12 protein-coding genes are annotated in these 12,468 nt (G+C 62.3%); 11 read left to right on the top strand and 1 reads right to left on the bottom strand.

Going from position 1 to position 12,468, the window contains the following annotated elements; genetic code table 11:
- Nucleotides 1–801: 801 nt before the first annotated feature.
- The 4 genes from NCR34_RS18510 to yjfF all read left to right on the top strand — a co-directional run bounded on the left by NCR34_RS18510 (nucleotide 802) and on the right by yjfF (nucleotide 5,442).
- Nucleotides 802–1,737, top strand: a complete 936-nt coding sequence (locus tag NCR34_RS18510) for an ABC transporter substrate-binding protein (RefSeq protein WP_248323310.1) — start codon at nucleotides 802–804, stop codon at nucleotides 1,735–1,737.
- A 71-nt stretch (nucleotides 1,738–1,808) separates the two neighbouring features.
- Entirely contained in the window at nucleotides 1,809–3,323 is a 1,515-nt protein-coding gene (locus tag NCR34_RS18505; protein WP_250500853.1) for a sugar ABC transporter ATP-binding protein, read from the top strand.
- Entirely contained in the window at nucleotides 3,320–4,357 is a 1,038-nt protein-coding gene (locus NCR34_RS18500; RefSeq protein ID WP_250500852.1) for an ABC transporter permease, read from the top strand. Before NCR34_RS18505 ends, NCR34_RS18500 begins: the two co-directional genes overlap by 4 nt.
- A complete protein-coding gene (gene yjfF / locus NCR34_RS18495) occupies nucleotides 4,354–5,442 on the top strand; it encodes a galactofuranose ABC transporter, permease protein YjfF (RefSeq protein WP_250500851.1) in 1,089 nt (362 codons plus the stop codon). The genes NCR34_RS18500 and yjfF overlap by 4 nt, the downstream gene beginning before the upstream one ends.
- A 95-nt stretch (nucleotides 5,443–5,537) precedes the next feature.
- On the opposite strand, the gene andR is transcribed toward yjfF, so the two are convergent.
- Complete coding sequence (gene andR, locus NCR34_RS18490; protein ID WP_250500850.1) at nucleotides 5,538–6,506, bottom strand: anthranilate 1,2-dioxygenase regulatory protein AndR; 969 nt, start codon at nucleotides 6,504–6,506, stop codon at nucleotides 5,538–5,540.
- A gap of 190 nt (nucleotides 6,507–6,696) precedes the next feature.
- Here andR and andAc point away from each other — a divergent pair, with 190 nt between their 5' ends.
- The 7 genes from andAc to catA are packed head-to-tail and all read left to right on the top strand — an operon-like array spanning nucleotide 6,697 to nucleotide 12,444.
- Nucleotides 6,697–7,968, top strand: coding sequence for an anthranilate 1,2-dioxygenase large subunit AndAc (gene andAc / locus NCR34_RS18485; protein ID WP_248323026.1), 1,272 nt, complete (start codon nucleotides 6,697–6,699; stop codon nucleotides 7,966–7,968).
- 15 nt (nucleotides 7,969–7,983) lie between these two features.
- Nucleotides 7,984–8,457, top strand: a complete 474-nt coding sequence (andAd, locus tag NCR34_RS18480) for an anthranilate 1,2-dioxygenase small subunit AndAd (protein WP_250500849.1) — start codon at nucleotides 7,984–7,986, stop codon at nucleotides 8,455–8,457.
- A 10-nt stretch (nucleotides 8,458–8,467) separates the two neighbouring features.
- A complete protein-coding gene (gene andAb / locus NCR34_RS18475) occupies nucleotides 8,468–8,791 on the top strand; it encodes an anthranilate 1,2-dioxygenase ferredoxin subunit AndAb (protein WP_175942182.1) in 324 nt (107 codons plus the stop codon).
- Complete coding sequence (gene andAa, locus NCR34_RS18470) at nucleotides 8,781–10,004, top strand: anthranilate 1,2-dioxygenase system ferredoxin--NAD(+) reductase (RefSeq protein WP_250500848.1); 1,224 nt, start codon at nucleotides 8,781–8,783, stop codon at nucleotides 10,002–10,004. The genes andAb and andAa overlap by 11 nt, the downstream gene beginning before the upstream one ends.
- A 14-nt stretch (nucleotides 10,005–10,018) precedes the next feature.
- Nucleotides 10,019–11,158, top strand: a complete 1,140-nt coding sequence (locus NCR34_RS18465; protein ID WP_284506607.1) for a muconate/chloromuconate family cycloisomerase — start codon at nucleotides 10,019–10,021, stop codon at nucleotides 11,156–11,158.
- A 13-nt stretch (nucleotides 11,159–11,171) separates the two neighbouring features.
- Complete coding sequence (gene catC / locus NCR34_RS18460; protein ID WP_175942180.1) at nucleotides 11,172–11,462, top strand: muconolactone Delta-isomerase; 291 nt, start codon at nucleotides 11,172–11,174, stop codon at nucleotides 11,460–11,462.
- Nucleotides 11,463–11,508: 46 nt separating this feature from the next.
- A complete protein-coding gene (gene catA, locus NCR34_RS18455; protein ID WP_250500847.1) occupies nucleotides 11,509–12,444 on the top strand; it encodes a catechol 1,2-dioxygenase in 936 nt (311 codons plus the stop codon).
- Nucleotides 12,445–12,468 lie beyond the last annotated feature (24 nt).

Here is a 12,468-nt window from a genome sequence, read left to right as displayed (position 1 = left end):
CCAATGATTACCTCAATGGTCCGCTCTGCGTTCCGAGTCCCGGAACTTAGCGTCTTAACCAGCCTCGGCAGTCGTAAAGCGCCGGGTTGCCTTTTACGGTGTGCATTCGTAACCTAGAGTTACCAGGTAGAAGTTAGTTGGGAGCACATACCCACGCCTAGCCGGAGCTCTAATGATCCGGGTAAAAAGCACATTCGTTTTGCTCGGCGTTCTACTCCCAGCAAGCACAACCTCGGCGGCGGCCTCGATACAAATCGAATCCGGCTCATATAACGGAACCTGTGCCTTCCGAGCTTTAGACGCGACCTCCGACCTCGCATCGCACTGCAACTCGACGGAAACATGCCAGTACCCCGTCGCATTGCCCGCACCCCTCCGAACCAGACGACATTGCAAAACCGCTTTCGTCGCCAGATGGTCATGCGGAAACGGAGAGACTCACGAGGCGTCGGTAAGCGCCGTCGACGAGACCGACGGCGTCCTCGTGCTAACGTGCATTCCCGCCACTGGCGCAGGCAAATAGCGAATTCCAAAACGTGGGATAAAACTCGCCGACGAAGCCAGCATTTACTTAGAAGCTTCGCAATCAATAAGCAATACACGAAGCCTATTAACCGTGTTTTCCCTGATATCAGTCTTGGTATCCTCGAGGCCGAATAAGTGATTGGACCCGCATGCGTCGTCAGACTAATCTTGCGCAGGACTCAATCCTGAGTCCAGGACCCCGGACCTAGAGCCGCGGCAAAAATGATCCATCAGGAGACGATAATGAAACAGACCCGACGCACGGTGCTGAGCGCAATGCTTGGTTCGGTCCTGTTGTTTGCCGCGGGCATGAGCGCACACGCCGAGGGCAAGCAGATCACGCTGGGCTTCGCGCAGGTCGGCGCGGAAAGCGCATGGCGGACCGCCAATACCGTCTCCGTGAAAACGGCCGCCAAGGACGCGGGCATCAACCTCAAGTTCTCCGATGCCCAGCAGAAGCAGGAAAATCAGATCAAGGCGATCCGCTCGTATATCGCCCAGAAAGTGGATGTCATCGCGTTCTCTCCGGTCGTCGAATCCGGATGGGAGCCCATTCTCGTCGAAGCCAAGAACGCCAAGATCCCGGTCATCCTCACGGACCGCAATATCGATGTGAAAGACAAGTCGCTCTATGTGACGATGATCGGCTCGGACTTCCTCGAAGAAGGTCGTCGTGGCGGAAAGTGGCTGGAAGATCACTATAAGAACGAGAAAGGGCCGATCAATATCGTGGAATTGCAGGGCACGGTCGGCTCGGCTCCGGCCAATGACCGGCGCGCGGGTCTGCTGGAAGTCATCAAGAACGACCCGAAGTTCAAGGTCATCGCTTCGCAAAGCGGCGACTTCACGCTCGCGGGCGGCAAGCAGGTCATGGAAGCGTTCGTGAAGACCTACGGCAAGCAAATCAACGTGGTCTACGCGCATAACGACGACATGGCGCTCGGCGCGATTCAGGCGATGGAAGAGGCCGGCATGAAGCCCGGCAAGGACGTGACCGTCGTTTCGTTCGACGCCACCAAGGGCGGCTTCGAGGCGATGATCGCCGGCAAGATCAATGTGGACGTCGAATGCAGTCCGCTGCTCGGGCCGCAGTTGATGACCGCCGTGAAGGATATCGTCGCGGGCAAGCAATTGCCCAAGCGCATCGTGACGGAAGAAACCATCTTCCCGATGAGCGTGGCCGCGCAGACTCTTCCGCAGCGCAAGTACTAAATGCGTGCGCGTCCATCGCGCAGGCGTTCGGCCGCGCGATGGACCATCCTTCCCTCTAGCCGGCGCTCTCCATGACCGACGCTCCCGTGCTCGAAACGATCGGCCTGTCGAAGTCTTTTCCCGGCGTGCGCGCGTTGCATGACGTGCGCTTCCGTTTGTTTCCCGGCGAGGTGCACACGCTCATGGGGCAGAACGGCGCCGGCAAATCGACGCTCATCAACGTGCTCACCGGCGTGCACGAGCCCGACGCCGGCGAGATCCGGCTCGGCGGCGAACCGGTGCGCTTCACCGCGCCGCTCGAAGCGGAAGCGGCCGGCATTCAGACGCTGTATCAGGAAGTGAATCTGTGCCCGAACTTGTCGGTGGCCGAGAACATGTTCGCGGGCCGACAACCGAAGCGGCGCGGCGCAATCGACTGGCGAACGATCCACGCGCGCGCGCAAGCGGCGCTTGCCGAACTCAACGTCACGGTGGACGTCACCAAGTCGCTCGATACGTATCCCATCGCCGTGCAGCAGATGGTGGCGATCGCGCGGGCGCTGTCGGTCGATGCGCGCGTGCTCATTCTCGACGAACCCACATCCAGTCTCGACGACGGCGAAGTCACGCGGCTCTTCGACGTGCTGCGCAAACTGCGCGATTCCGGGCTCGCGATCCTCTTCGTCACGCACTTTCTCGAACAGACCTACGCGATATCCGACCGCATCACCGTCATGCGCAACGGCGAGCGCGAAGGCGAATATCTCGCCAAGGACCTGCCTGTCGAACTGCTCGTCTCGAAGATGGTCGGCCATGAGCGCATGACCGAGCGGCTGGAACGCGCGGCGACGGAAGCGCCCGCAGAGCAGAGCAGCGTGCCGCCGTTTCTGGAGATGCGCGGCGTGGCCCGGCGAGGCGTGATGAATCCCGTCGATATCGATGTGCAGCCTGGACAGATACTAGGCCTCGCCGGTCTGCTGGGCTCGGGCCGCACCGAAACGGCGCGGTTGCTGTTCGGCGCGGAACGTTCGGATGCGGGCGCCACGCGTATCGGCGGCAAGACCGTGAAGCTGCATTCGCCGCGCGATGCGGTGCGTCACGGCATGGGCTACTGTCCCGAAGACCGCAAGAAGGAAGGCATCGTCGCGGATCTTTCCATACGCGAGAACATCATCCTCGCGGTGCAGGCGCGGCGCGGACTGTGGCGCTGCATCGGCAAGGCGAAGCAGCGCGAGATCGCCAACCGTTATATCCAGCAGTTCGGCATCAAGGCGCGCGACGCGGAGCAGCCCATCGGCCTGTTATCGGGCGGCAATCAACAGAAGGTGCTGCTTGCGCGCTGGCTCGCGACCGAACCGAAGATGCTGATTCTCGACGAGCCGACGCGCGGCATCGACGTGGCCGCGAAGTTCGAAATCATGGACCGCGTGCTCGCGCTCTGCGCGAAGGGCCTTTCCATTCTCTTCATCTCGTCGGAAGTGAGCGAGGTCGTGCGCGTGAGTCACCGGATCGCGGTGCTGCGCGATCGACGCAAGGTCGCCGAAGTCGCGGGCCATACCGCGTCCGAAGATGACGTGTACCGGCTCATCGCGGGAGGCTCGGAATGAACACGATCAAGGCAATGTCTCAACATCCGCTCGTGTGGCCGTGCCTGACGCTGATCGCGCTATGCGTGCTCGATCTTTCGCACAACGCGAACTTCCTGTCCATCACGATGCTCGACGACCATCTGTTCGGCGCGCCCATCGACATTCTGAATCGCGCGGCGCCGCTCGTGCTCGTGTCGCTCGGCATGACGCTCGTGATCGCGACGAGAGGCATCGACATCTCCGTAGGCGCGATCGTCGCCATTGCAGGCGCGACCGCAGCCACGATTCTCGCCGATGATCCATCGCGCGTGCCGCTCGCCATCGCGGCGGCGCTGGGAGTCGGCGTGCTCGGCGGCATGTGGAACGGCTTGCTGGTGGCGTTCATCGGCATGCAGCCGATCATCGCGACGCTCATTCTGATGGTCGCGGGACGCGGCGTCGCGCAGTTGCTGACGGGCGGACAAATCATCCCCATCGGCGCGAAGGGTTATCTGCTCGTCGGTGGCGGCTATCTCGCGAGCGTGCCGTGTTCCGTGTGGGTCGCGTGCGGCGCACTGGCGCTGACTGCGCTGCTGGTCAACCGCACGGCGCTCGGCTTGTTCATTCGGGCTATCGGCGTCAATCCGGTCGCGACGAGGCTCGTCGGTTTGCGTTCGAGCATGATCGTGTTCGGCGTGTATGCGTTCTCGGGCCTTGCGGCCGCGATGGCAGGCGTGCTCGCCAGTTCGAACGTGCGCAGCGCCGACGGTAACAACGCCGGCCTGCTGCTCGAACTCGATGCGATCCTCGCCGTCACGCTCGGCGGCACGTCGTTGCTCGGCGGGCGCTTCAGTCTCGCCGGCACCGTGCTCGGTGCGCTCATCATCCAGACGCTCACTTACACGACGTATTCCATCGGCGTGCCGCCCGAAGCGACGCTCGTCGTGAAGGCGGCGGTCGTGCTGGTGGTGAGCGTCATTCAATCGGCCACTGCGCGCACTGTGCTCATGCGTCAGTTGAAGCGCGTGTTCCCGGTCGCATCGAAACAGCCGCTCGCGGAGTCATCGAAATGAGAAATGTGTTCGACCGCGTGACGGACCCGCGCGTATTGCCCATCGTCATCACCATCGTGCTGTTCGCCGCGCTTTTCGGCTTCGGTTCGGTGATGTACACCGGCTTCTTCTCACTGCAAGTCTTGCTCGGCCTTTTGATCGACAACGCGTTCCTGCTGATCGTCGCCATCGGCATGACCTTCGTCATCGTGTCGGGCGGCATCGATCTGTCGGTGGGCTCGGTTGTCGCGCTGACCACCATTCTGTGCGCCGTCTTCGCCGAGAAGCTGCATTGGCCGGTGTGGGTGATCGTGCCGCTGGTGCTCGCGGCGGGCGCGCTCTACGGCGCCGCCATGGGCGCGCTCATTCACTTCTTCAAGTTGCAGCCGTTCATCGTGACACTGGCGGGCATGTTCCTCGCGCGCGGCGCCTGCTTCTTGATCACGACGCAATCCATCACGATCAACGATCCTACTTTCCACGCGCTCTCCGGTTTTCATGTGGATGTCGGCGGGGCGTCGGTCACGGCGGGCGCGCTCGTCGCTGTCGCGACGCTGCTGGTGGCGATCTTCGTCGCGCACTTCACGCGCTTCGGCCGCAACGTGTATGCGGTCGGCGGCAACGAACGCTCGGCGTTGCTGATGGGCTTGCCGGTCGCGCGCACCAAGGTCTGCGTGTATGCGCTGAGCGGCTTCTGTTCGGCGCTCGGCGGCGTGGTCTTCACGCTCTATGTGCTTTCTGGATACGGGCTGCAAGGGCAGGGCATGGAACTCGACGCCATCGCCGCGACGGTGATCGGCGGAACGCTGCTCACGGGCGGCGTGGGTTATGTGATCGGCTCGGTGTTCGGCGTCGGCATTCTAGGCACCATTCAGACGCTGATTACGTTCGATGGCACGCTCAGTTCGTGGTGGACGCGCATTGTCATCGGCGCGTTGCTGTGCGCGTTCTGCTTGCTGCAACGCGTGATCGAGCGGCACGCGGCTCGTCGCAAATCGAACGGCACCACGCTCGGCGAAGGACTGAAGCCGAAAAAAGCCCCGGAGCCTTTGACGTCCGATGCGCCCGGCGAAGCGAAGCCGCTCGGATTGGTGCCGCGGAGTTGAGGTCGCGTTGATCGCGGCGGCAGATCGTTCGGTATCCTTAACTATATCTCGCGCCGCTTTTCCCCCTACTGTCGCGTCCTGGCGATGACAGCCCTTCAGCGTGCAGCGCGCTTGCGCAGCGTCTCGGAGGGCGATTCACCGAAAGCCTCCGCATACGCAATCGAGAAGCGGCCCAGATGCAGAAACCCGCACGCGAGCGCGATATCCGCGATACGCGCGCGCGGGCCAGCCGCCAGCAGTGCAGCGCGCGCCTGTTCCATGCGGACCTTGCGCACGAACTGCATCGGGCTCATGCCGCGCGCAATCTGAAACCGCTCGCGCAACGTGCGCGGCGATACGCCAGCCGCTCGCGCGATGTCTTCCAGTTGCAACGGCTCGCCTGCATGCGCGCGGACGAACTCTTCGGCACGCTTCACGAACGCAGGCGCGAGGGCCGGGTGCGTAACCGGAGAAACCGGCGCACTCGGCAACGAGCACGTCAGCAGATCGATGAGCAGCGCTTCCATATGTCCGGCGATCTGCCCGTTCGAGCGGGCGCTCTCGAGCAGCGCCGATGACCCCGTCAGCGCGCGCAACTGCTGCATCCATCCGCGAAGGGCTGGACTGTCGATGGACAGGCGCGGCGACAACAGCGCGCCGGCATCGTGACTCGCTTTCTCGAACACCTCGGCATCCATGCGAAGCACGAACTGTTCGCAATCGGGCGATAACCACGCGTCGAACGGCTGACCCGGCGCGCACAGCACCGCATTCTGATGATCGACGTCGAGCGTCGCGTTCAGCGTGCGCACCTGCGCATGGCCGCGGAGGCAGAACATCAGAAGATAGTAGCCGTCGACGGATTCGACGTCCACGCGCATGGACGCGCCGAACGATATTGCGCCGAGACCGAGCCGCCCGAGCTTCACGAAATCCATGTACGCAGGTCCGCGATCCTTCCCCGATGGCACCAGCACATGCGGCTGCATCACGCGCGAGATGAGGTCGCGCGTCTCGTCGAGATCGCTCGATTCGAAGAGCCGATAGCTGCGTAAGGCGTCGGGCGTGAGCACAGTCGGGGTCATGGAATACGGGTAAACGCAGGTCCGCACCGGGCCGTTCGCGTCCTGCGAGACCCGATGAATAAAGCCGCCGTTTTTGGATAGTACGTGAAAGAGCGGCGCTTTTGGTGGATAGACCCGCCATTTTGTCTCTCCAAAAATGCGCTGACACCGTGACGCATCGATTACGGCGCCCCCGCACAGGAGAACATCCGTGGAAACGGCTGAACTGGTATTTCGCCCTCAAGGTCCGACCGAATCGGACCATGTTCACTTTCCGCGCGACGACGGCTCGCGCGTGCCTTACAAGGTCTTCAGTTCTCAAGCGGTGTACGACCGCGAGCAGGAACGCATCTTTCGCGGTCCGACCTGGAACTTCGTGGCGCTGGAAGCCGAAATCCCAAATGCAGGCGATTACAAGAGCACGTTCGTGGGCGATACGCCCGTCGTCGTGACACGGCTCGAAGACGGCGGGCTCGCCGCATGGGTCAACCGCTGCGCGCATCGCGGCGCATCCGTGTGCCGCAAAGCGCGCGGCAACGCGACATCGCACACCTGCGTCTATCACCAGTGGAGCTTCGACAACAGCGGCAACTTGCTCGGCGTGCCGTTCAGGCGCGGCCAGAAGGGCATGACGGGCATGCCCGCCGACTTCGACCCGAAGAACCACAGCCTGCGCAAACTGCGCGTCGATAGCTACAAGGGCCTTGTGTTCGCCTCGTTCAGCGACGACGTCGCGCCGCTGCCCGACTATCTCGGCGCAGAGATGCGCCCGTGGATCGACCGCATCTTTCACAAGCCGATCGAGTATCTCGGTTGCACGCGTCAGTATTCGAAGTCGAACTGGAAGCTGTACTTCGAGAACGTGAAGGACCCGTATCACGCAAGCATGCTGCATCTGTTTCACACCACGTTCAACATCTTTCGCGTCGGCATGAAGGCGCGTTCGATCCCGGACGCGACGCATGGTCTGCATAGCATCATCACCGTGACGAAGACCGGCGAGGACACGTCGTCGGCATACAAGCAGCAGAACATCCGCTCGTTCGATGAGGGCTTCGCGCTAGAAGACGACTCCATTCTCGGCCTCGTCTCCGAATACGAAGAAGACACGACGAACCACATTCAGCCGATCTTCCCGCAACTCGTCATCCAGCAGATTCACAACACGCTGGTCGCGCGTCAGTTGCTGCCGAAAGGGCCGAACAGCTTCGAGCTGATCTTCCACTTCTTCGGCTATGCGGACGACACGCCCGAGCTGCGTGCGCTGCGTATCAAGCAGGCCAATCTCGTGGGGCCCGCCGGCTATATCTCGATGGAAGACACCGAAGCCACCGAGCTCGTGCAGCGCGGCACCGTGCGCGATGCGGATGCGACGTCGGTCATCGAGATGTCGCGCGGCAATCCCGATCAGCAGGACACGGTCATTACCGAAAGTCTGATCCGCAAGTTCTGGGTCGGTTATCAGAAACTCATGGGCTATTGAGCGGCGAGGCGACGCATGGAACAGATGAAGCTGTGGTTCGAACTGCACATGTTGCAGGACCAATACATCAACGCGCTCGATAACGACAGGCTCGAAGCGTGGCCGACGCTCTTTACCGAGGACTGTCTCTACGAGATCGTGCCGAAAGAGAACGCGGACATGGGCTTGCCGGTTGGCATCATCCACTGCACGAATCAGAGGATGCTGCGCGACCGCGTGGTGTCGCTGCGTCACGCGAATATCTACGAGGAGCATAGCTACCGGCATATGACGTCCGGGCTTACCGTCACGCGCGACGAAGACGGCGTGATCGAAACGGAAAGCAACTACGTGGTGATCCAGACGCGCAGCAATGGCGAGTCGAACGTCTATCAGGCGGGCCGGTATTTCGACAAGGTCGTGCGCACGGCGGATGGCCTGCGCTATCGGGCCAAGCGCGTGATCTACGACACGTCGCGCGTGCAGACGCTGCTCGCCACGCCGATTTGAGGAGCGCAACATGGAACAACTGACGAATGCATGGCACGCCATCGGCAAGCTCGACGACTTCACCGAGGGCGAGCCCGCGGCGGTCGTCGCGAACGACAAGCCGGTGGCCGTCTTCCGCATCGGCGATGAAGTCTTCGCGCTGCACGACCTCTGCACGCATGGTCACGCGCGGCTGTCGGAAGGCTTCGTCGAAGATGGGTGCGTGGAATGTCCGCTGCATCAAGGGCTATTCGATATCCGCAGCGGCGCGCCGCGTTGCGCGCCGGTCACCGAAGCCGTGCGCAGCTATCCGATTCGCATCGTCGATGGACAGGTCGAGATACATGTCGAGTAAGCCTTATGTGATCGTCGGCGGCGGACACGCCGCGCGCCGTGCGGCCGAAACGCTGCGAGCGCGCGATGCGGATGCGCACATCGTGATGATCGGCGATGAGCGTGCCTTGCCCTACGACCGCCCCGAACTCTCGAAAGCCGCGCTGCTGTCGGAAGAAGGCGAGCGCCGCATTTTCATTCGCGATGCCGCATGGTACGACGCACAACGCGTCGATATGCGGCTCGGCATGCGCGTGGAGGCGATCGATCGTGAGGCCCAATGCGTCGCCCTAAGCGATGGCGCGCGCATCGAATACGAGCGCTTGCTGCTGGCGACGGGCTCGCGCGTGCGGCCGTTTCCCGGTCATGTCGATGAGGGCGTCAAGCTGCACTATGTTCGCACCGTCGATGATGCGCGCGCGTTGCGGGCGGCGTTGCAACCGGGCACACGCGTGGCGGTGCTCGGCGGCGGCTTTATCGGACTCGAAGTCGCGGCTTCTGCGATCAAGACCGGTTGCGCGGTCACGCTCGTCGAACCTGCGGAGCGCTTGCTGATGCGCTCGATGCCGCGCGAAGTGGCCGACTTCCTGCATGCGCTGCATCGCGCGAAAGGCGTGGACATGCGGCTGCGCACGAAGCCTCTGGCCGTAAGGCGCGGCGCAGAGCATGCAATCGTCGAGACCGATCGCGGCGATATCGATGCAGATATCGTCGTGGTGGGTATCGGCGTGGTGCCGAACGTGGAACTCGCGCAAGCGGCGGGGCTCGCGGTGAACAACGGTATCGTCGTGGACGAGCAATGCCGGACCGATGATCCTTCGATCTTCGCGGCGGGCGAGGTCACGATGCATTTCAATCCGCTATTGAAGCGGCACGTGCGCGTCGAATCGTGGCAGGTCGCAGAGAATCAGCCCGCCATCGCGGCGGCCAACATGCTCGGCGCAGAGGAGCGCTACGCGGAAACGCCGTGGCTGTGGTCGGATCAGTACGACTGCAACGTGCAAACGCTCGGCATCTTCGATGCGACTCATACGATGATTCTGCGCGGCGATCCGTCGGCGGGTTCGTTCTGCGTGCTTGCGCTGAATGAGGCGGGCGCGCTTGCCGCCGTCGCTGCCGTCAATGCGGGCCGTGACATGGGCGCGTGCAAGCGGCTGCTCGCGGCAGGCACGCGGCTCGACATCGCAGCCCTGCGCGACACCGCTGTTTCACTGCGTGCGTTGCTCAATGCATGAACAGAGATCACAAAATGATTCGTACCACTAACATCGAGCGCATAGAAACGCGCCTCGTCGACTTACCGACGATACGCCCGCACAAGCTCTCCGTCGCCACGATGCACGGGCAGACGCTGATGCTCGTCAAGGTGTTTTGCAGCGATGGCGTTGTCGGCATCGGCGAAGGCGCGACCATCGCGGGCATGGCCTATGGCCCGGAGAGTCCCGAGTCCATGAAACTGGCAGTCGATGCTTATCTGGCACCGGCTGCTATCGGCCGCGACGCGACGCGCATACAGGCATTGATGGCGCATCTCGGCAAGCTCGTGAAGCTGAATCACTTCGCCAAGAGCGCGCTGGAAACGGCGTTGCTGGATGCGCACGGCAAGCGCCTCGGCGTGCCGGTGAGCGAACTGCTCGGCGGCCGCCGCCGTGATCGTCTGCCGGTCGCATGGACGCTGGCTTCGGGCGATACGGCGCGCGATATCGCGGAAGCCCACACGATGCTCGAAACGCGACGCCACAATATCTTCAAGCTGAAGATCGGCGCCAAGGCGATCGAGGACGACATCGCGCACGTCGCGGCCATCAAGCGCGAACTGGGCGATGCCGCGGCCGTGCGCGTCGATGTCAACATGGCGTGGAGCGAGACGCAGGCGGCGCGCGCCATTCCCGCGCTCGCCGATGCAGGCTGCGAGCTCGTCGAGCAACCCGTTGCATCGCCCGCCGCGATGGCACGCCTCACGCGCCGCTTTTCGGTTGCATTGATGGCCGATGAAATACTTCAAGGCCCGGACAGCGCGTTCGAGATTGCGAAGAACGATGGCGCTGACGTATTCGCCATCAAGATAGAGCAGAGCGGCGGCCTCTTCGCGGCGCAGCGCGTGGCCGCTATTGCCGATGCCGCCGGCATCGAACTGTATGGCGGCACGATGCTCGAAGGCGCCTTCAGCACGGTCGCATCGGCGCAGGTGTTCTCGACCTTTGCAAACTTGCAGTGGGGCACCGAGCTATTCGGCCCCTTGCTCATGACCGAGGAAATCTCGACGAAACCGCTGGAATACCGCGATTTCGAACTGACCGTACCCGACGGCCCGGGCCTCGGCATTGAACTGAACGAAGCAGTGGTCGAGCGCTTCACGCGCGATGGCCTCATGAAAGTCACCCGTTGAGAGGACAAGAGCGATGCTGTTCCACGTTCGAATGGATGTGAATATTCCGGCTGACATGCCCGCTCATGTCGCCGACGAGATCAAGGCGCGAGAAAAGGCCTATTCGCAGGGGCTTCAGCGCAGCGGCAAGTGGCGCCACATCTGGCGTCTTGCCGGAGAGTACGCCAATTTCAGCATCTTCGATGTCGAAAGCAATGCCGAGCTGCACGACATTCTCACTGCATTGCCGCTCTTCCCCTACATGAAGATTTCGGTGACGCCGTTGTGTCGCCATCCGTCGTCCGTGAGAGACGACGACGCTTGAGCATCAAAGCCAAATTCAAATTCCCATACGAACGGAGACATGAATCATGAGCGTCAAGGTATTTCAGAGCGAGGAAGTGCAAGGCTTGCTGAAGGCGGCGGCGAATCTCGCGGGCGATGGCGGCAATGCGCGTGCAAAGCAAATCACGCATCGCTTGCTGAGTGATTTATTCAAGGCGATCGACGATCTCGACATGACGCCCGATGAGATCTGGGCCGGCGTCAATTATCTGAACAAGCTCGGCCAGGACGGCGAAGCGGCTTTGCTGGCGGCGGGCCTCGGACTCGAGAAGTACCTCGACATTCGCATGGATGCCGAAGACCGCGAGGCGGAGCTGAACGGCGGCACGCCGCGCACCATCGAAGGCCCGCTGTATGTGGCCGGCGCGCCGGTGCGCGATGGCGTGGCGAAGATCGACCTCGACGCGGATGAGAACGCGGGTCCGCTCGTCATTCGCGGCACGGTCACGGGACCGGATGGCAAGCCGCTCGCGAACGCTCTCGTCGAATGCTGGCATGCCAATTCGAAGGGCTTCTATTCGCACTTCGATCCGACTGGCGCACAGAGCGACTTCAATCTGCGTGGCGCGGTGAAGACGGATAGCGAGGGCAAGTACGAATTCCGCACGCTGATGCCAGTGGGTTATGGCTGCCCGCCGCAAGGTTCGACGCAGCATTTGCTCAACGCGCTCGGCCGGCATGGCAATCGCCCCGCGCATGTTCACTTCTTCGTGACTGCGGACAACTGCCGCAAGCTGACGACTCAGATCAATATCGAAGGCGATCCGTTGATATGGGACGACTTCGCTTATGCCACGCGAGAAGACCTGATCCCGCATGTCGTCGAAAAAACGGGCGGCAAAGCGCTGGGCCTGAAAGCCGACGACTATAAGGAAATCGAGTTCGATTTCAGGCTGACGCCGCTGGTCCAGGGCAAGGACAATCAGATCGTCCAGCGAAGCCGCGCATCGGTCGAGGCGTGACGCTGCCGGTTCGCCAATGAGTGC

It is taken from the genome of Caballeronia sp. GAWG1-5s-s (genome assembly GCF_023631445.1).
Taxonomy (GTDB): Bacteria; Pseudomonadota; Gammaproteobacteria; order Burkholderiales; family Burkholderiaceae; genus Caballeronia.
Note: the sequence above shows the minus strand (reverse complement) of the source record. Positions and strands in the feature narration are given on the sequence as shown.

What these genes read in the sequence shown, in the direction of transcription:
- andAa (WP_250500848.1), top strand. Translation starts at nt 8,781, where the DNA reads ATGTCGAGTAAGCCTTATGTGATCGTCGGCGGCGGACACGCCGCGCGC.
- catC (WP_175942180.1), top strand. Translation starts at nt 11,172, where the DNA reads ATGCTGTTCCACGTTCGAATGGATGTGAATATTCCGGCTGACATGCCC.
- andR (WP_250500850.1), bottom strand. Translation starts at nt 6,506, where the DNA reads ATGACCCCGACTGTGCTCACGCCCGACGCCTTACGCAGCTATCGGCTC.
- NCR34_RS18465 (WP_284506607.1), top strand. Translation starts at nt 10,019, where the DNA reads ATGATTCGTACCACTAACATCGAGCGCATAGAAACGCGCCTCGTCGAC.
- NCR34_RS18510 (WP_248323310.1), top strand. Translation starts at nt 802, where the DNA reads ATGCTTGGTTCGGTCCTGTTGTTTGCCGCGGGCATGAGCGCACACGCC.
- catA (WP_250500847.1), top strand. Translation starts at nt 11,509, where the DNA reads ATGAGCGTCAAGGTATTTCAGAGCGAGGAAGTGCAAGGCTTGCTGAAG.
- NCR34_RS18505 (WP_250500853.1), top strand. Translation starts at nt 1,809, where the DNA reads ATGACCGACGCTCCCGTGCTCGAAACGATCGGCCTGTCGAAGTCTTTT.
- NCR34_RS18500 (WP_250500852.1), top strand. Translation starts at nt 3,320, where the DNA reads ATGAACACGATCAAGGCAATGTCTCAACATCCGCTCGTGTGGCCGTGC.
- andAb (WP_175942182.1), top strand. Translation starts at nt 8,468, where the DNA reads ATGGAACAACTGACGAATGCATGGCACGCCATCGGCAAGCTCGACGAC.
- yjfF (WP_250500851.1), top strand. Translation starts at nt 4,354, where the DNA reads ATGAGAAATGTGTTCGACCGCGTGACGGACCCGCGCGTATTGCCCATC.
- andAd (WP_250500849.1), top strand. Translation starts at nt 7,984, where the DNA reads ATGGAACAGATGAAGCTGTGGTTCGAACTGCACATGTTGCAGGACCAA.